Genomic DNA, 18439 nt, shown 5'->3' with positions numbered 1-18439 from the left:
CTGCGGCGGGCGGGCACAACAGGGCGGCGCGCGCAGGCGACACCGCCGCAGGGGGTGCTGCGGCGCGCGCGCAGGATGCCGCGCCGCGGGCGCAGCCGGATGGAGAACGCTGGCATGCGGCCGGCTTGGATGAAGGTTGGGTGGCTGAACTTGTCGCGTTCCTTTGGATGGGTTTGCTCTCGTTGGCCGGGGTGGCGTTTTGGGCGCTCCATCACGCCACGAGCCCGGGCTGGGCGGGCGTTGTCCTCGCGCTCTCCATCGTGACGGGTGCTTACCGCGCGCTCGCCGTGCTCTATTACGTCGCCACCGGCAGGCGGTTGTCCTTCTTCGTCTCGCGGTCGCTGCACGATTGACCATGTCGCCGTTTGTGTCCGGCGTCCTCTGCCGTCCCGTACAAGCCCCGTTCCTCCCCGTGTTTCTTGCGTCCCGGTTTCTCCCACGTCATCTCTCGCAAGCGAATTGATTTCACGGGTTTATGAGTTAGTATTAATACTAGGTCATAAAATTGGGCGGGAAGCCATAGAGTGGTTTCAGGGTTTCAGAGCCAAGTCGCAGGGGGCGCAGGGAGTGCACAACCGGAAGCTGCGGTTTGACGTGGTGGTGGTGGGCGGTGGCACAGCGGGCGTGGCGGCCGCCATCGGGGCGTCCAACGTCGGCGCCCGCACGTTGTTGATAGAAAAAAACCCGTATTTCGGCGGCGCGGCTACCCACAGTTCCGTATTGACGTTCTGCGGCTTCTTTGCCCAGCAGGAACCGATTATGCAAGTGGTCGGCGGCGTCGGAGACCAGGTGTTGCAGGAGTTGCGCCGCCTCGGCATCTACGAGGGGCCGTACCGCAACCCGAATTCCGGGAACGTGATTGTGCTGCTCGACGCGGAGGCGACCAAGTACGCCTTGGACCGCAAGGTGATGGAGGCGGGGGTGACGCCGCGCCTGCACTGCCAGGTGATTGAAGCCCACGTGGACGGCGGCGAGGTGCAATCGGTGGTCGCGGTCGATCACGGCGGCCGCATCACGGTGGAGGCGACCGCGTTCGTCGACGCGAGCGGCGAGGCGAACCTGACCGCCCTCGCCGGCGGACCGGTGCGGTTTGGCGATCACGAGGGCCAGGTGCAGGCGGGCACGCTCGTCTTTCGCATCGGCGGCGTACCCAGCGACGCGCCGCTCGACCGCAAGCTGTTCGAGGCGGCCATCCAAAAGGCGAAGCAGCAAGGAGTCACCTCGGTGACGAAAGAGCGGGGCATGGTCCTTCGCCTCCCCGGCACGCGCGACGTGTTGGCGATGTTCGCGGACGAGGATGTCAACGGCCTCGACGCCGCGAGCCTCACCGCCGCCGAGATGTCCGCCCGTCACCAGGCGTGGTCGTACCTTGACATCTTCCGCCGCTACGTGCCTGGCTTTGAACAAGCCTACCTGGTGCAGACCGGCCCTGCCATCGGCATTCGCGAGACGAGGCACGTGATCGGCGAGTACGTGTTGACAGGGGAAGACGTGATCAACGGCGTCCGCCACCCAGACGCGGTGGCGCGCGGCGGCTGGCCCGTGGAGATCCACCGCGCCGGCCAGCCGGCCATCTACCACCAGATCCGCGATCGTTCCTTTTACGACATCCCGCTGCGCTCGCTGCGCGTCCGAGGGTTCCAGAACCTCTGGTGCGCGGGGCGGATCATCTCGTGCGACCCCATCGCGTTCGCTTCGGCTCGCGTGATGGGCACCGCGTTCGCCACGGGTCACGCCGCCGGCGTCGCGGCCGCGTATTACGCCGCGACGAAGACGGTCGATCCCGCCGCCGTCCGCCACGAGCTGTTGCGCCAGGGCGCCTACATCTGAGGTGTCGGCTTACACGCGTCCGCCGTGCGCGCGGAACTCGGCCGCCTTTTCCGCCATGCCCGCCTGCACGGCGTCGGTGAGCGTCAAGCCGCGCGCGGCGGCGTACGCGCGCAGGTCCTGGGTGATGCGCATGCTGCAGAACTTGGGCCCGCACATCGAACAGAAGTGGGCCGTCTTGGCGGCTTCCGCCGGCAGGGTCGCGTCGTGGTACGCGATGGCCCGCTGCGGGTGCAGGGAGAGGTTGAACTGGTCGCGCCAGCGGAACGCGAAGCGCGCTTCCGACAGCGCGTCGTCCCACGCCCGTGCGCGCGGGTGTCCCTTCGCCAGGTCGGCCGCATGCGCCGCAATCTTATACGCGATCACGCCCTCCCGCACGTCGTCTTTGTCCGGCAGGCCGAGGTGCTCTTTCGGCGTCACGTAGCATAGCATCGCCGTCCCGAACCATCCAATCAACGCTGCGCCGATGGCCGAGGTGATGTGGTCATAGCCCGGTGCGATGTCGGTCACCAGCGGTCCGAGGGTGTAGAACGGCGCTTCCTGGCATACCGCCATCTGCCGTTCCACATTCTCCTGAATCATGTGCAGCGGGATGTGGCCGGGTCCTTCGACCATCACCTGCACGTCGTGCTGCCATGCGATGCGGGTCAGTTCGCCGAGCGTCTCCAGTTCCGCAAACTGGGCGTCGTCGTTCGCATCGGCGATACTCCCCGGCCGCAACCCGTCCCCGAGCGAGATCGCCACATCGTAGGCGCGCAGGATCTCGCAGATCTCCGCAAAGTGCGTGTACAGGAAGTTCTCCTCGTGGTGGGCGAGACACCACGCCGCGATGATGGACCCGCCGCGGGAGACAATTCCGGTCACCCGTTTCTCGGTCAGCGGAATGTAGCGGAGCAGCACGCCAGCGTGGATGGTGACGTAGTCGACCCCCTGTTCCGCCTGTTCCACCAAGGTGTCCCGGTACACCTCCCACGTCAGTTCTTCCGGGCGGCCGCCCACTTTCTCAAGCGCTTCGTAGATGGGCACCGTGCCCACCGGGACGGGCGCGTGGCGCAGGATCCACTCCCGCGTGGTGCGGATGTCCCGGCCGGTCGACAGATCCATCACCGTATCCGCCCCCCACAGCGTGGCCCAGCGCATCTTCGCCACCTCTTCCGCAACCGAGGCGCGCACGGCGGAGTTGCCGATGTTGGCGTTGATCTTCACGTGAAAGTGGCGGCCGATGACCATCGGTTCGCTCTCCGGATGGTTGATGTTGGCCGGAATGATGGCCCGTCCGCGCGCCACCTCCTGGCGGACGAAGTCCGGATCGACCCCTTCGCGCAGGGCGGCGAACTCCATCTCGGGCGTGATGATACCCTGCTTGGCGTAGTACATCTGCGTCACGGCGCGGCCTGGTTTGGCGCGCAGTGCAGGCCGGGTGCGGTCCGCCATCTCGACGTCGCCGCGTTCCAGGATCCAAGCCCGGCGCAACGGCGGCAAACCGCGGCCAAGTTCAATCCGGGCGTTCGGGTCGGTGTAGGGGCCGCTCGTGTCGTAGACGCGGAGTGTGCGCGGGGAACCATCCGCATGTTTGGCTTCGAGCACTATTTCACGCATCGGCACGCGGATGTCCGGGCGGCTGCCGGTGATGTACACCTTGCGGCTGTTCGGGAACACCTCGCCGTAGCCGCCGACGGGCAAGCCGGCAGCGGCCGGATCGGGCCCGTCGATAGGCCGGGATGCGGTAAGTGACAGCGTGCAGTCAGACGACATGGTATTCAACCTCCCCGGCGAGGCGATGAGGGGGCGAGCGGAAACCGGGAGGCCAACAGAAAAGCCACCCAGCAAAGGGGTGGCCGTATGCGCGCATCGCGTCCTTGCACGGACCATCGCGGCGGATGGCACGATGGCAGACCAGGTCCCTACGCTGGCATTACCCAGGTCAGGTGCGACGGTCGGCAACGGCCTAGTTGCCCTCTCAGCCTGCTTCCGCAAGCTCCCGTTTGGCCTCGCGTAAATTGTCAGAGTCATCATAGCACCTGAGTGGGCCGCCTGGCAACCGTCCGCGGCAAAAAAGGACGCGCCACCATCATCATCCCGGCGTGTCCTGTGGTACAATGGCCTTCGAATGGACGAGACAGAGAAATGGAGGCGTCGTCATGGCAGCATCGGAGCGAGCGCTTCGCTTTGGCATCATTGGTGCAGGGAACATCGGGCGTGTGCACGCCCAGACCATCGCTCAACTGGGCGGCGCGGCCGAGGTGGTCGCCGTCACGGACGCGTATCTTGCGTTGGCGGAGCAGCTGGCCGCAGATTTTCAGGTGCGGAAGGTGTACGCTTCCGCCGCGGAACTGCTGGCAGATCCGGACGTGGACGCGGTCATCATCTGCGTCCCGAATAAATATCACGCACAGCTCGCCGTCGAGGCGCTCCAGGCGGGCAAGCACGTCGTGCTGGAGAAACCGATGGCCATCAACGCCACCGAGGCCAAGAAGGTGGTGGAAGCGCAGCGGGCGGCGGATCGCCTGCTCATGGTGCCGCACCAGATGCGCTGGGAACCGGTCGTCGAGCAGGTGAAGGAGCAGGTGGCCAAGGGTGCGCTTGGTCGGATTTACCACGCCAAAACCGGGTGGATGCGGCGCAAGGGCATCCCGGGCTGGGGTACCTGGTTCACCCAAAAGGCGGAATCGGGTGGTGGTCCGCTCATCGACATCGGCGTCCACATGCTCGATCTCGCCCTCTACCTGATGGGCAATCCGCGTCCGGTGGCGGTCACCGGCGCGACGTTCGCCGAGTTCGGCCCGCACCGCCGCGGCATCGGCAGTTGGGGCCGGCCGAACTGGGAAGGGACGTACGACGTGGAGGATCTGGCTTCCGCCTTCATCCGGATGGAGGACGGCAGCACCCTGACCCTCGAAGTCAGTTGGGCGGCCCACACCGACCTGGAGCAGAACGGCCCGTTCGTCCATCTGTTGGGCAGCCTCGGGGGTGCGTCCATCCACGGCGCGCGCGGGAAGCTTTTGACCGAACAGTTCGATCGCACCGTGGATCTGGAGCTCTCCCCCGGTCCGGACGCCCCGCCGGAGCGGGTGGCGATGTTCCGGCACTTCCTCGCGTGTGTGGCAGCCGGCCGCGAGCCGGTGTCCAACGCCCTCACCGGATACACCAACAACCTGATCCTCGACGCCATCTACGAGTCGTCGCGGACAGGGCGCGAAGTCGTCTTGCACTGGGACGTGTGAGCGAGGGATGGCGATGCGCATCTACACCCGCGGCGGCGACCGCGGCATGACCAGCCTCATCGGCGGCGCGCGCCGCTACAAGGACGACCTGCGGGTCGAGGCGTACGGCAGCATCGACGAGGCCGGGGCGTTCCTCGGCCTCGCCCACAGCCTGCTTCATCCCGAGCGGGATGCGGACATCCGGGAGGTCGTGCTCGACCTGCAGCACATGCTGTGGGACGCCGGGGCGGATCTCGCGGCGCCGCCCGGCGTTTCGTTCGCATTCCGGACGCCGGAAGAGGCGGCCGCGGCGCTGGAGCCGGTCATCGACCGCTACCAGGCGCAGGTGCCCCCCATCACCCAGTTCATCCTGCGCGGGGGCACCCAGGCGGCCGCGGCGCTGCACGTCGCCTGCACGGTCGTGCGCCGGGCTGAGCGCTGCGCCGTGCGGCTCATGCGCCATGAGCCGATCCACATGCCGGCGCTGCAGGTGCTCAACCGCATGTCGGACCTGTTGTTCGTCCTCGCCCGGGTGGCCAACGCGCGCGCAGGTGAAGCGGACGTCGTGTACGCGCGCAGCCCGCAGGTGTTCCGTTGAGGTTGCGCCCAAGTTTGACGCCAGGGCAAGCCAAGGGGGGAGCACGGTGTCCAGCGACAGCCACCGGCCACAGGCCGGATCGCAACAAGCCGGACCACATCCTGCCGGATCACATCATCTCGAGGCGCACCACGAAGCGGCTGGCGACCCATCGCGGCGGGAATGCGCGCATGACCAACGCCTGCGGCTTTCCGTGCTGCAGCTTTTGCACGAAAACTCGCGGCGTTCGCCCGAGACCATCGCCGACATGCTCGGCGTGCCGCACGAGGTGGTCGCCCGCCTCATCCGCCAGCTGGAGGAGGAGAAGGTCATCCTCCGCTACTCCGCGGTGATCAACTGGGACAAGGTGGACGCCAACCGGGTCACGGCCGTGATTGACGTGCGGGTCACGCCGCAGCGTGAATTCGGTTTCGACGCCATCGCGGAGCGCATCTACCGCTTCCCGGAGGTTCGCTCGGTGTCGCTGGTGTCGGGAACGTACGACCTGCAGGTCGTCGTGGAGGGCAGAAACCTCAAGCAGGTCGCCCAGTTTGTCTCGGAAAAGCTGTCGACCATCGAGCACGTGACGGCGACGACCACCCATTTTTTGCTCAAGACTTACAAAGCGGACGGCGTCATCTTTGACGACCAGGAGGGCGACCAGCGCCTCGTGGTGACGCCGTGAGCAAACTTGAGCGCCTCTCGCCGGTGGTGCGGGGTCTGCCGCCGTCCGGCATCCGCCGCTTTTTCGATCTCGCCAGCCAGATGAAGGACGTGATCTCGCTCGGCGTGGGTGAACCCGACTTCGTCACCCCCTGGCGTGTGCGGGAGGCGGCCGTCTACGCCTTGGAGCGGGGGTTCACGAGCTACACCTCCAACTACGGCCTGCCCGCGTTGCGCGAGGCCATCGCGGAGTATCTGGAAGGGTTCGACCTCCACTATGACCCTGCGCACGAGATCCTGGTGACGCTGGGGGGCAGCGAGTCCATCGATCTCGCCCTGCGCACGCTGGTCTGCCCGGGGGACGAGGTCCTGATTCCCGAGCCCACGTACGTCTCCTACCGTCCGTGCGCGATACTGGCGGGCGCCACCCCGGTGGCGGTGCCGACCACGGTGGAGGACGAGTTCCGGTTGGCGCCGGATCGGCTGCGGGCTGCCATCACGCCGCGCACCAAAGCGCTCGTCCTCTGTTATCCCAACAACCCGACCGGGGCCATCCTCACCGAAGAGGACGTGCAGGCCATCGCGCGGATTGTGATGGAGCACGACCTGTTCGTCGTCTCCGACGAGATCTACGCCGAGCTCACCTACGGCCGCCGGCACGTCAGCATCGCGGCCGTGCCCGGGATGAAGGAGCGGACCATCGTCATCAACGGGATGTCGAAGGCGTTCGCGATGACGGGCTGGCGCATCGGTTACTGCGCGGCGCCGCGGGATCTCATCGAGGAGATGGTGAAGATCCATCAATACACCATCATGTGCGCCCCGAGCATGGGCCAGGTGGCGGCGGTGGAAGCCCTGCGCCACGGCCAGGCGGACAAGGACCGGATGGTGGAAAAATACGACCAGCGGCGGCGGCTCATCGTCAAAGGGTTAAACGACATCGGGCTTCGCTGCCACGAGCCGCGCGGGGCGTTCTACGCGTTTCCCGACATCCGCAGCACCGGGTTATCCTCGGAGGAGTTCGCGGAGCGCCTGCTCGCCTACGGGGTCGCCGTGGTGCCGGGCAACGTGTTCGGTGCGGCCGGGGAAGGGTTCGTCCGTTGTTCTTACGCCACGTCCGCGGAGCAGATTGAGCGGGCGTTGGAGCGGATGGCCCGCTTTGTGCAGGCGGTGCGCCCCGTCTGACCGCAGGATGCGCCCGTGTTTGCCCGCCTCGCAGGTGTCCCTCCCATGCTTTCTCGTATGTTTGCAAGGAGGGGTTCATATACATCTACGGGAGCTCCCAAAAACGCTCTTCATGAAAGGAGGAACACCTGCATGTGGCAGTTGTGGCTCACCGGTCTCATCGGCATCTGGTTGATCATTTCACCTTGGGTCTACAACTTCGCCGGCAACACGGGCGCACTGTGGAACAGCATCATCTTTGGCGCGATTGAGCTCATTCTTGCCATTTGGGCGGGTGTGCAGCTGAAGAACAAGACCTGACCCGAAGGAACTCCCGGCACCGCCGCGTCCGGCTCCGCAACGGCGCAACGCCTTTGCCGGCGCCGCCGCACGGGTGCCGTCGGCCGCCTGCGCAGGCGGCCTTTTTTGCGTTCACGCCCGCCTTCCGGCCCGGCACCGGTACGCGGCGCGGGCCTGCCAGGCCCGGCGGTTCCGGAGACAGCGCAGACCACCGAAACCAAGCTAGGCAGGTTTCAAGGATTTTTCGATCTAGGCATCCTATATTGAGAACCAGAGGTCGTACGACACGTCCGCAACGGGATGCGGACAGGCTGAGGAAAGGGTGAGGATGCCATGGGGTTCTACCAGGATCGGAAACCGCGCCAAGCCAACCGGCGCCTGCGCGCAAGCGTGCGCTCCGCGGCGCGCTTTGCTTCCGTGGTCGTGCTGTCGGCACTTGTCGGGTCCGGTGCCACGCTGGCCGCCATTCCCGTGCTTGAACAACGCGGCCTGCTCGGCGGGGGGGCGGAGCCGGTGACCAACACCGCCGCCAATCCGTCGCAGGCGCCCGCGACGCAGGATGTGGTTCCGACCTCGGTGGTCTCTGTCAGCACGGATACCGCCATCACGCGCGTCGTCAAACAGGCGGAGCCGGCGGTCGTGGCCGTCGTCAACTACGGTTTGGTTTCGAACTTCTTCACGCAGCAGACGCAGCTGCAGGAGCAGGGCGTCGGCAGCGGCGTGTTGTTCTACAAGGACAGCAAGTACGGGTACATCGTCACCAACAACCATGTCGTGAACGGGGCGGCGAAGATCCAGGTCGTCCTGTCCTCCGGCCGCCACGTGCAGGCGAGCGTCGTCGGAACCGACATGTACACCGATCTGGCGGTGCTCCGGGTACCGGTTGCGACCGTACGGGCCATCAATCCGCTTCCGTTCGCGAATTCCGATAACATCCAGGTGGGGGAGCCGGCCATCGCCATCGGCAACCCGATGGGGCTCGATTTCGCCGACTCGGTGACGGCTGGGATCATCAGCGGCGACAAGCGCATGATGCCGGTCGAGTCGCCGGATAACCCGAACATCGTGCTCGACTATCAGGCGGTCATCCAGACGGACGCCGCCATCAACCCGGGCAACAGCGGCGGACCGCTGCTCAACATCGAGGGTCAGGTGGTCGGCATCAACTCGAGCAAGATCTCCGCGCCCGACTTTGAAGGCATGGGCTTTGCCATTCCGTCGAACGAGGTCAAGACCATCGCCGAGCAGATCATCAAGACCGGCCACGCGGTGCATCCGTCACTCGGCATCCAAGGCTGGTCGCTGTCGACCATTCCGTCGGAGTACTGGCCGAATGTACCGGTCGACTACGGCGTCTATGTGCAATCGGTGGATTCTGCCCAGGCGCGCGCGGCCGGCCTCAAGCCGCAGGACGTCATCGTGGGGTTCAACGGCAAAACGGTGCAGGATATGGCCGACCTGCGGACCGACCTGTTCCAGGTCCAGCCCGGCCAGACGGTGACCCTGAAGGTGTACCGGGGCAGCCAGCTGTTGACGCTCAAGGTGAAAGTCGGCCAGATGACCACCCAAAACACGTCCGCGCCCACGAGCGACAGCCTGCCCGACAACACCAACCCGTTCGGCTCGTTCTTCGGGTCCTGGCCGTTTGGCAACTGAAGCCGCGGTCGGCACAGCGCGACCCTCTCCCGCCGGGGAGAGGGTCATTTTTTTATGCAGCGGTCTCGACATGACGCGGCGGATGTGTTATATTCAATCCGTAACTTAAACTAAGTCTAAATCTAAATTAGGAGTGATGATGACATGCCGTTGGTTGGACGTCCGGCACCTGACTTCGACATGCTTTCGACCAAAAACCTGGAGACGCTCTCCGAGCGCGTCAAGCTCGCCGATTACCGCGGCAAGTGGTTGGTGTTTTTCTTCTATCCGGCCGATTTCACCTTCGTCTGCCCGACCGAGATCACGGCGATGCATGATCGCCTGGCGGAGTTCAAAAACTTGAACGCGGAGGTCTTGGGTGCCAGCTGCGACTCCGTGTACAGCCACAAGGCTTGGATTGAAACACCGCGCGAGCAAAACGGCCTCGGCGGGCTCGGGTACCCGCTCGCGTCCGACTTCACCAAGGAGGTGGCGCGGAAATACGATGTCCTCGTCGAGGAGACGGGTCAACCCCTGCGCGGCTTGTTCATCATCGATCCCGAGGGGGTCCTGCGCTACCAAGTGGTCCACGACATGAACGTCGGCCGCAGCGTCGACGAGACGTTGCGCGTGTTGGCGGCTTTGCAGACGGGCGGGCTGTGCCCGGTCAACTGGAAGCCGGGGCAGAAGACGCTCGGCGTCTGAGGCATTGGCGGCGGATCGCCGCTTCCTGTACAATGATTGGGAAGAGACATCCAGAAAGAAGGGATGGACATGGCCGTACAGCGGGTGATGATCCTCGGTACCGGGCCGGCCGGCCTCACGGCGGCGATCTATGCCGCCCGCGCCAATCTCTCCCCGGTGGTGATTGAAGGCACGCAGCCGGGCGGCCAGTTGACCATGACCACGGAAGTCGAAAACTTTCCCGGCTTTCCGGATGGCATCCTGGGTCCCGAGCTCATGGACAACATGCGCCGGCAGGCGGAGCGGTTCGGAGCCCGGTTTGTCCGCGGTTTTGTCACGGCGGTCGACCTGAAGCAGCGTCCGTTCCGGGTGACGGTGGATGACGGCCAAATCTACGAGACGGAGACGGTCATCATCTCGACCGGCGCTTCCGCCAAGATGCTGGGCATCCCGGGCGAGAGCGAGATGATCGGCCGCGGGGTCTCCACCTGCGCGACGTGCGACGGCTTCTTCTTCCGCGGCAAGCGGGTCATCGTCGTCGGAGGCGGCGACTCGGCGATGGAGGAGGCGATCTTCCTCACCAAGTTCGCGGCGGAGGTGACCATCGTCCACCGCCGGCATGAGCTCCGTGCCTCGAAGGTCATGCAGGAACGCGCCCGCAACAACCCGAAGATCAAATGGGTGCTCAACCATGTCCCGGTCGCGGTCCATGGCGACGGAACGAAAGTCACCGGGCTCGAGGTGCGCGACAACGCCACCGGCCAGACGCGCGTGCTCGAGGCGGACGGCGTGTTCGTCGCCATCGGCCACACGCCGAACACCGGCTTTTTGCAGGGGCAGGTTGAATTGGACGATCACGGCTACATCCGGACACAAGGCGTCACCTCGGCGACCAGCGTGCCGGGCGTGTTCGCGTGCGGCGATGTCATGGATCCCATCTACCGGCAGGCCGTCACGGCCGCGGGCAGCGGTTGTAAGGCGGCGATGGACGTCGAGCGGTATCTGGAAGGCTCGATGGCGCACGATTGGTCGGTGTCGATGGCCAAGGCGTGAAGGGGCGCTGCCGCCGGACGCGGCCCCATGGCAAGGAAAAGGGAAGATAAGGAAAGTCAACATAAGGAGACGAAGAACGTCCGCCTGGTCCGGTCATCCTCCCGCCGTTCGCAGCAGGCCGTCCCTGCTGCGCGCGGCGGGCTTTTGCCTTTCTTGAGACGGGAAATGTTGATATTATGGTAGATAAGGCGTCTTGTCTTCAGGCAGGGAACCCACCAAGGAGTGAAGCACGTGTCGCAATGGATCTTCTTGAACGGCGAGTTTGTGACGAAAGAAAACGCCAAGGTGTCCGTCTATGACCACGGGTTCTTGTACGGCGACGGGGTCTTCGAAGGGATCCGCGTCTACGCGGGGAATGTGTTTCGGCTGCGTGAGCACCTCGTCCGCTTGTACGAGTCGGCGAAGTCCATCCTGCTCGACATCCCGTACACGTTTGAAGAGATGCAGGGCCACGTGGTCGAAACCGTGCGCCGCAACGGGCTGAAAGACGCGTATATCCGCCTGGTGGTGTCACGCGGTGAGGGGAACCTCGGCCTCGATCCCCGTTCCTGCAAGCGACCGAACGTCATCATCATCGCCGAGCAATTGGCGCTGTATCCGAAGGAGTTCTACGAGACGGGGATGGAAGTCGTCACGGTGGCGACGCGCCGCAACCGCGGCGATGCGCTCAATCCCAAGATCAAATCGCTCAACTATTTGAACAACGTACTCATCAAGATCGAGGCGACGCTGGCGGGAGTCAGCGAGGCGTTGACGTTGAATTCGGAAGGGTACGTGGCGGAAGGTTCGGGGGACAACGTGTTCTTGGTCAAGCGGGGCGAACTGTTCACACCGCCGAGCTACGTGGGGGCGCTGGAAGGCATCACCCGCAACGCCATCATCGAGATCGCGGGGAACTTGGGCTATGCGGTGCATGAGCAGCCGTTCACCCGCCACGACGTGTACGTGGCGGACGAGGTGTTCCTGACCGGGACGGCAGCCGAGATCATCCCGGTGGTCAAGGTGGACGGGCGCGTCATCGGCACCGGCAAACCGGGCGCGCACACCTTGCGCCTTTTGGCCGCGTTCAAGGAACTCGTCGTCCGGGACGGCGTGAAGGTGTATCCAGAAATTTCGACCACCTGAGCCGTGCAAGAATTGGCTCGCTTGAGGTATAATGCATAAAACATGTTCCGTGTCGGGAGGGGGAAGTGAGATGAGCGTGAGCACGCCGCAGCATCGTCCAGGACCGGCAGCGGGTGCCGCTGTGCTCCGGGGCGCTTCGATGCTGGTGGAAGCCTTGAAGCGTGAAGGTGTGGAAGTCATCTTTGGTTATCCGGGAGGTGCCGTGCTCACGGTATACGATGCGTTGTACGACGCCGGCATCCCACACATCCTCACCCGTCACGAGCAAGGCGCCATTCATGCGGCCGAGGGGTACGCGCGCGTGAGCGGCAAACCGGGCGTCGTCATCGCGACGTCGGGGCCGGGCGCGACCAACCTGGTGACCGGCTTGGCGGACGCCATGATGGACTCGCTGCCGCTGGTGGTCATCACGGGCCAGGTCGCCACCGACTTGATTGGGACCGATGCGTTCCAGGAGACGTCCACATTGGGCATCACCATGCCCATCACCAAGCATAACTACCAGGTTCGCGACGTGGCGGAGTTGCCGATGACCATCAAGGAGGCGTTCCACATCGCGTCGACCGGACGGCCCGGTCCGGTGCTCATCGACCTGCCGAAAGACATCACCAACGCGATGGGGTTGTTTGATTACGACCGCCCGGTGCACATTCCGGGCTATCAGCCCACCATCGTGCCCAACCGCCTGCAGATTCGCAAGATCGTCGCAGCCATCAAGCAGGCGAAGCGGCCGGTCATCCTCGCCGGCGCGGGTGTGCTGCACGCGGGCGCCCACGAGTGGTTGCGGAAGTTCGTCGAACGGGTCCGCATCCCGGTGGTGCACACCCTGCTCGGTTTGGGCGGGTTCCCGGCCAGCCACCCGCTGTTCCTCGGGATGGGCGGCATGCACGGGACGTACGCGGCCAACATGGCGATGTACGAGGCGGACCTGCTCATCAACATCGGGGCGCGCTTCGACGACCGTCTGACCGGAAACCTGGCGCACTTCGCGCGGCAGGCGAAGGTGGCCCACATCGACATCGATCCGGCCGAGATCGGCAAAAACGTCGAGACGGACATCCCGGTCGTGGGCGACGCGGGCGAGGCCCTGAAGATGTTGCTGGAAGAGGATGCGACGCCGGGGGATTACGCGGACTGGGTCGAGTACTTGCTCAACCTGAAGCGGGAGTTTCCGCTCTGGTATGTGCCCGACGGGAAGACGCTCAAGCCGCAGCGCCTCATCGAGATGATCCACCAGATGACGGCGGGGGACGCCATCATCGTCACCGACGTGGGCCAGCACCAGATGTGGGCGGCGCAGTTTTACCCGTTTGAGAAACCGCGCCGGTTCGTCACGTCCGGCGGCCTCGGCACGATGGGATTCGGCCTGCCGGCGGCCATCGGTGCGCAGATTGCCGCTCGCGACAGCCGCGTGTTCGCGGTGCTCGGCGACGGCGGTTTTCAGATGACGCTGCAGGAGCTCATCGTCCTCACCGAATACCAGCTGCCGGTGAAGGTGGTCATCGTCAACAACACGGCGCTCGGCATGGTGCGCCAGTGGCAAGAGCTGTTTTACAGCGAGCGGTACTCGCAGTCGCTGATGCCGGTACAGCCGGATTATCTCAAACTGGCAGAGGCGTATCATATGAAAGGGTTGCTCGCGACGACGGAGGAGGAGGCGGAACGGGCGCTGCGCGAGGCGCTCGCGACCCCGGGACCGGTACTCGTAGACTGCCGCGTCACACCGGACGAACTGGTCTATCCCATGGTCGCGCCAGGCAAGGGAATCCATGAGATGGTGGGGGTCAAGCCATGAACCGCATCCTGTCTGTCATCGTGAACAACCGCATGGGCGTGTTGAACCGGATCACGGGCTTGTTTTTGAAGCGCGGCATCAACATCCAGAGCATCACCGTCGGCCCGACGGAGACGGAAGGGCTGTCGCGCATGACCATCGTGCTCAACGTCGACAGCGAACGGACGACGGAACAAGTGATCAAGCAGCTGCACAAGCAGATCGATGTGCTCAAGGTGTTCGATATCACGGAACAGGCGACCGTGACGCGCGAGTTGGTGCTCATCCGCGTCGCGGTGACACCGCAGACGCGCGCCGAGGTTACCGGCCTCATCGAACCGTTCCGCGCCTCCATCATCGATGTGGGGCGGGAGTCGCTCACCATCCAGGCGACGGGAAGGACGGAGAAGATCGACGCGCTCATCGCGCTCTTGCGCCCGTACGGCATCAAGGAGTTGGCGCGTACCGGCATCACGGCGCTCACGCGCGACAGCGACACCGTCAACGAGGTGGCGCGCCTGAACAAGGCGAACGTCGTCGTCCTCTGATGCCGGTTTGCCGGGCACACCAGCTGACACAGGGCTGGTGCCCGGTGTATGTTTTTTATATGTTGGACGCACGGTGATGGTTCCGCCCGGTTCCATCCTGTGCGGCGAACCGCCCTGGCATCATGTCTGGCGAATCATGCCCCGGCTGCGGACAGGGCGCGCATGCAGCGCCCCGGTCCGATGGCTTTGCCTGTCGTTCGGGGTACCAGAGGGAGAGGGAACATGGCGACCATTTATTACGACGACAACATTTCCTTGGAGCCGTTGCAGAACAAGAAGGTGGCCGTCATCGGCTATGGGTCGCAGGGCCATGCCCACGCCCAAAACCTGCGCGACAGCGGGATCGATGTCATCATCGGCCTCAGGCCGGGCCGCTCTTGGCAGCAGGCGGAGAACGACGGTTTTCAGGTTTACACTGTGGCGGAAGCCAGCCGCTTGGCGGACGTCATCATGATCCTGTTGCCGGACGAGCGGCAACCCGCCGTGTACAAGGCGGAGATTGAGCCCCAGCTGACGGCAGGCAAGGCGCTGGTCTTCGCGCACGGATTCAACATCCACTTCTCTCAGATCATCCCGCCGGCCGACGTCGACGTGTTCATGGTGGCGCCGAAGGGACCGGGCCACCTGGTGCGCAGGGTGTATGTGGAAGGCGGCGGCGTGCCGGGTCTCATCGCGGTGCACCAAGACGCGAGCGGCCAGGCCAAGGCGTTGGCGTTGGCGTACGCGAAGGGCATCGGGGCAGGCAGGGCCGGCATCATCGAAACCACGTTCCGGGAGGAGACGGAGACCGACCTGTTTGGTGAGCAGGCGGTGTTGTGCGGCGGCTTGTCGGCACTCATCAAGGCGGGTTTTGAAACCCTCATCGAAGCCGGTTATCAGCCGGAGATCGCGTATTTCGAGTGCCTGCACGAGATGAAATTGATTGTCGACCTGATCTATGAGGGCGGGCTCGAGTATATGCGGTATTCCATCTCCGACACCGCGCAATGGGGGGACTTCACGGCCGGGCCGCGCATCATCACCGAGGAGACGAAGAAGGAGATGCGCCGTCTGCTGGCCGAGATTCAGAGCGGCCAGTTCGCCAAGGGCTGGATCTTGGAAAACCAGGCCAACCGCCCGGTGTTCAACGCCATCAACCGGCGCGAACTGGAGCACCCCATCGAGGTCGTCGGCCGCCAGTTGCGCGCGATGATGCCGTTCATCCGGCAGCGCAAGCAAGTCCAATGAGGCGGGTGAGATGCATCTGTGCGGAGGATAGAGATTTTCGACACCACGCTGCGCGACGGTGAGCAGTCGGCCGGCGTCAATCTGCACCTGCATGAGAAGCTGGAAATCGCGCATCAACTGGAGCGCTACGGCGTCGACGTGCTGGAGGCGGGCTTTCCAGCCTCCAGCCGCGGGGAGTTTCAGGCCGTGCAGCAGATTGCCCGCACCGTCAAAAACTGCGTCGTCGCCGGACTGGCGAGATCGACGGAGCGGGACATCGATGCGGTTTGGGAGGCGGTCCGGGAGGCCGCGCAACCGCGCCTGCATGTGTTCATCGCCACGTCGCCCATCCACATGGAGTACAAACTGCGCATGACGCCGGAACAGGTGCTGGAGACGGCGGTGGCGGCGGTGCGTTACGGCGCCAGGCACTTCTCGGATATCGAGTGGTCGGCCGAAGACGCCACCCGCAGTGATTGGGATTTTTTGGCTTTGATCATCGAGCGGGTGATTGACGCCGGCGCCACCGTGATCAATCTGCCGGACACGGTGGGATACATCACGCCGGACGAATACAAGCGGATGTTTCAATATCTGCTGGAGCGGGTGCCGAACATCCACCGCGTCAAGCTGTCCGCGCACTGTCACGACGACCTCGGGTTGGCGGTCGCCAACACGTTGGCCGCCATCGAGGCGGGTGTCCATCAGGTCGAGGGGACCATCAACGGGATTGGCGAGCGGGCGGGCAACGCGAGCCTGGAAGAGGTCGGTGTCGCGCTGGCCATTCGCAAGGAATATTACCAGGCGACGACGCGCCTGAACCTGCGCGAGACGGTCCACACCAGCAAGCTGGTGAGCAAGCTGACGGGCATGGTGGTGCCGCCGAACAAGGCGGTGGTGGGCGTCAACGCGTTCGCGCATGAATCGGGGATCCACCAGGACGGCGTGCTCAAACACAAGCTCACCTACGAGATCATCCGTCCGGAAATGGTGGGATGGACCAGCAACTCGATGGTCCTCGGCAAGCACTCCGGCCGCCACGCGTTCCGCGAAAAGTGCGCGGAGCTGAAGCTCGAACTGAGCGAGGCGGAGTTCGAGCAGTTGTTCAACGCGTTCAAGGCGTTGACGGAGAAGAAAAAAGAGATCACCGACGACGACATCCTGGCTTTGTACATGGAGATGAACAGCCAGGCGGCCGACAGCAAATACGAGTTGCAGTTCTTGCATGTGTGGTACGGGACGAACGGCACGACGACGGCGACGGTGGGCATCCGCTGCCCGGACGGCCGGGTGGTCGAGGAGGCGGCGACCGGCAAGGGCAGTGTGGAGGCCATCTACAACACCATCGAGCGGGCGCTCGGGACGTCGCTCCAGCTCATCGACTACCGGATCCAGTCGACGACGGGCGGGCGCGATTCGCTCGCGGAAGTGTACGTGAAGGTGGAGACGGAAGGATGGACGGGCAACGGCCGCGGCGTCGACAACGACGTGTTGGCCGCTTCGGCCAAGGCGTATTTGGACGCCATCAACCGGATCCATCTGAAGCAACAGTGGGAGCAATCCACGACGACGGGGAGTTCTGCGCATGCGTGAAGGGGTAAAACGGATTGCGGTCCTGCCGGGAGACGGCATCGGACCGGAAATTACCAGAGAAGCGGTACGTGTCCTCGAACTGATTGCCGAGGTCCGCGGTCACCGGTTTGACTTGGTCTACGGGAAAATCGGCGGGATCGCCGTCGATGAAGAAGGGACGCCGTTGCCCGACGAAACGGTGCGGCTTTGCCGGGAGAGCGACGCGGTGCTCCTCGGCGCGGTCGGGGGGCCGAAGTGGGACAAAGGCCCGACGCATCTGCGGCCGGAGACCGGTTTGCTCGGCATCCGCAAGGCGATTGGGCTCTATGCCAATTTGCGCCCGATTACCGTGTTTCCGAGCTTAATCCATGCTTCCACCCTGAAGCCGGACGTGCTGGCGGGGGTCGACATCCTCATCCTGCGCGAGTTGACGGGCGGGTTGTACTTCGGCCAGCCGCGCGGCCGGCGCCAAACGGCGGACGGCGTCGAGGTGGTCGACACGCTGCAGTACAGCGAGCACGAGATCCGGCGCATTCTGCGCCTTGGTTTTGAATTGGCGCGGGCGCGGCGCAAGCGCCTCGTCTCGGTGGACAAGGCGAACGTGCTGGAGAGCAGCCGCCTGTGGCGGGAGATTGCCGAAGAGGTGGCCCGCGACTACCCTGACGTGGAGCTGGTGCACATGTTGGTCGACAACGCGGCGATGCAGCTCGTCCGCAACCCGCGCCAGTTCGACGTCCTGGTGACGGAGAACATGTTCGGCGACATCCTGAGCGACGAGGCGGCGATGATCACGGGGTCCATCGGGATGCTGCCGTCCGCCAGCCTGGGGTCCGAAGGACCGGGTCTGTATGAGCCCATCCATGGTTCCGCGCCGGACATCGCCGGGCAAAACGTGGCCAATCCGCTGGCCACCATCCTGTCGGTGGCGCTGATGCTGCGCCATTCGCTCGGGATGGAGGACGAGGCGCGCGCGGTGGAAGCAGCCGTCCGCGCGGTGCTCGACGCCGGCCACCGCACGCGCGATCTCGCCGGGCCGGGGGAACCGGCGTTGACCACGGCGGAGATGGGCGATAAGGTGCGCGCTGCGCTGCGGGCATGCTTGTCCTGA

Annotated in this window: 17 protein-coding genes and 1 riboswitch; of the genes, 16 read left to right on the top strand and 1 reads right to left on the bottom strand. The window is 64.7% G+C overall.

Translation table 11 applies throughout. The features are described from left to right. Both IEX97_RS04885 and IEX97_RS04880 read left to right on the top strand, forming a co-directional pair. Positions 1-353: hypothetical protein (locus tag IEX97_RS04885; protein WP_229776408.1), on the top strand; the 353-nt coding region annotated here is incomplete at its 5' end. A gap of 214 nt (positions 354-567) precedes the next feature. Next, positions 568-1830 carry an FAD-dependent oxidoreductase gene (locus tag IEX97_RS04880; protein ID WP_188881469.1) on the top strand — a complete coding sequence of 421 codons (1263 nt, stop codon included), beginning with the start codon at positions 568-570 and terminating at the stop codon, positions 1828-1830. A 9-nt stretch (positions 1831-1839) separates the two neighbouring features. Here IEX97_RS04880 and thiC read toward each other — a convergent pair whose 3' ends face one another. Further along, positions 1840-3582, bottom strand: coding sequence for a phosphomethylpyrimidine synthase ThiC (gene thiC, locus IEX97_RS04875; protein WP_188881468.1), 1743 nt, complete (start codon positions 3580-3582; stop codon positions 1840-1842). Between the two features lie 128 nt (positions 3583-3710). Then, positions 3711-3822, bottom strand: a riboswitch (TPP riboswitch). A 146-nt stretch (positions 3823-3968) separates the two neighbouring features. Here thiC and IEX97_RS04870 point away from each other — a divergent pair. From IEX97_RS04870 to leuB, 14 genes are all read left to right on the top strand, one after another. After that, on the top strand, positions 3969-5051 hold the full coding sequence (locus IEX97_RS04870) for a Gfo/Idh/MocA family protein (RefSeq protein WP_188881467.1): 1083 nt from the start codon (positions 3969-3971) through the stop codon (positions 5049-5051). 13 nt (positions 5052-5064) lie between these two features. Then, positions 5065-5628, top strand: coding sequence for a cob(I)yrinic acid a,c-diamide adenosyltransferase (locus tag IEX97_RS04865; protein ID WP_188881466.1), 564 nt, complete (start codon positions 5065-5067; stop codon positions 5626-5628). A 181-nt stretch (positions 5629-5809) separates the two neighbouring features. Then, a complete protein-coding gene (locus IEX97_RS04860) occupies positions 5810-6292 on the top strand; it encodes an Lrp/AsnC family transcriptional regulator (RefSeq protein ID WP_229776410.1) in 483 nt (160 codons plus the stop codon). Beyond that, entirely contained in the window at positions 6289-7455 is a 1167-nt protein-coding gene (locus IEX97_RS04855; RefSeq protein WP_229776406.1) for an aminotransferase class I/II-fold pyridoxal phosphate-dependent enzyme, read from the top strand. The genes IEX97_RS04860 and IEX97_RS04855 overlap by 4 nt, the downstream gene beginning before the upstream one ends. 132 nt (positions 7456-7587) lie before the next feature. Next, positions 7588-7755, top strand: a complete 168-nt coding sequence (locus IEX97_RS04850; protein ID WP_188881465.1) for an SPW repeat protein — start codon at positions 7588-7590, stop codon at positions 7753-7755. A gap of 312 nt (positions 7756-8067) precedes the next feature. Further along, entirely contained in the window at positions 8068-9390 is a 1323-nt protein-coding gene (locus tag IEX97_RS04845) for a S1C family serine protease (protein ID WP_188881464.1), read from the top strand. A 144-nt stretch (positions 9391-9534) separates the two neighbouring features. Beyond that, positions 9535-10074 carry a peroxiredoxin gene (locus IEX97_RS04840; protein WP_188881463.1) on the top strand — a complete coding sequence of 180 codons (540 nt, stop codon included), beginning with the start codon at positions 9535-9537 and terminating at the stop codon, positions 10072-10074. Positions 10075-10143: 69 nt separating this feature from the next. Next, positions 10144-11106, top strand: a complete 963-nt coding sequence (gene trxB, locus IEX97_RS04835; RefSeq protein ID WP_188881461.1) for a thioredoxin-disulfide reductase — start codon at positions 10144-10146, stop codon at positions 11104-11106. A gap of 231 nt (positions 11107-11337) precedes the next feature. Then, complete coding sequence (gene ilvE, locus IEX97_RS04830; protein WP_188881460.1) at positions 11338-12231, top strand: branched-chain-amino-acid transaminase; 894 nt, start codon at positions 11338-11340, stop codon at positions 12229-12231. 70 nt (positions 12232-12301) lie between these two features. Then, positions 12302-14026 (top strand): acetolactate synthase large subunit, encoded by a 1725-nt coding sequence (gene ilvB, locus IEX97_RS04825; RefSeq protein WP_188881459.1) that lies wholly within the window; start codon positions 12302-12304, stop codon positions 14024-14026. Continuing rightward, positions 14023-14553, top strand: a complete 531-nt coding sequence (ilvN, locus tag IEX97_RS04820) for an acetolactate synthase small subunit (RefSeq protein ID WP_188881457.1) — start codon at positions 14023-14025, stop codon at positions 14551-14553. The genes ilvB and ilvN overlap by 4 nt, the downstream gene beginning before the upstream one ends. Before the next feature lie 222 nt (positions 14554-14775). Further along, positions 14776-15780 carry a ketol-acid reductoisomerase gene (ilvC, locus tag IEX97_RS04815; RefSeq protein ID WP_188881456.1) on the top strand — a complete coding sequence of 335 codons (1005 nt, stop codon included), beginning with the start codon at positions 14776-14778 and terminating at the stop codon, positions 15778-15780. Between the two features lie 18 nt (positions 15781-15798). Next, on the top strand, positions 15799-17352 hold the full coding sequence (locus IEX97_RS04810; protein ID WP_188881455.1) for a 2-isopropylmalate synthase: 1554 nt from the start codon (positions 15799-15801) through the stop codon (positions 17350-17352). After that, on the top strand, positions 17345-18439 hold the full coding sequence (gene leuB, locus IEX97_RS04805; RefSeq protein WP_188881454.1) for a 3-isopropylmalate dehydrogenase: 1095 nt from the start codon (positions 17345-17347) through the stop codon (positions 18437-18439). Before IEX97_RS04810 ends, leuB begins: the two co-directional genes overlap by 8 nt.

The sequence above is a fragment of the Paenalicyclobacillus cellulosilyticus genome (assembly GCF_014647315.1).
GTDB classification, from domain to species: Bacteria; Bacillota; Bacilli; order Alicyclobacillales; family Alicyclobacillaceae; genus Alicyclobacillus_J; species Alicyclobacillus_J cellulosilyticus.
Note: the sequence above shows the minus strand (reverse complement) of the source record. Positions and strands in the feature narration are given on the sequence as shown.

Coding starts and splice junctions, on each gene's coding strand:
- IEX97_RS04845 (WP_188881464.1), top strand. CDS start 8,068: ATGGGGTTCTACCAGGATCGGAAACCGCGCCAAGCCAACCGGCGCCTG.
- ilvN (WP_188881457.1), top strand. CDS start 14,023: ATGAACCGCATCCTGTCTGTCATCGTGAACAACCGCATGGGCGTGTTG.
- IEX97_RS04850 (WP_188881465.1), top strand. CDS start 7,588: ATGTGGCAGTTGTGGCTCACCGGTCTCATCGGCATCTGGTTGATCATT.
- trxB (WP_188881461.1), top strand. CDS start 10,144: ATGGCCGTACAGCGGGTGATGATCCTCGGTACCGGGCCGGCCGGCCTC.
- leuB (WP_188881454.1), top strand. CDS start 17,345: ATGCGTGAAGGGGTAAAACGGATTGCGGTCCTGCCGGGAGACGGCATC.
- ilvC (WP_188881456.1), top strand. CDS start 14,776: ATGGCGACCATTTATTACGACGACAACATTTCCTTGGAGCCGTTGCAG.
- ilvB (WP_188881459.1), top strand. CDS start 12,302: ATGAGCGTGAGCACGCCGCAGCATCGTCCAGGACCGGCAGCGGGTGCC.
- thiC (WP_188881468.1), bottom strand. CDS start 3,582: ATGTCGTCTGACTGCACGCTGTCACTTACCGCATCCCGGCCTATCGAC.
- IEX97_RS04840 (WP_188881463.1), top strand. CDS start 9,535: ATGCCGTTGGTTGGACGTCCGGCACCTGACTTCGACATGCTTTCGACC.
- IEX97_RS04865 (WP_188881466.1), top strand. CDS start 5,065: ATGCGCATCTACACCCGCGGCGGCGACCGCGGCATGACCAGCCTCATC.
- IEX97_RS04870 (WP_188881467.1), top strand. CDS start 3,969: ATGGCAGCATCGGAGCGAGCGCTTCGCTTTGGCATCATTGGTGCAGGG.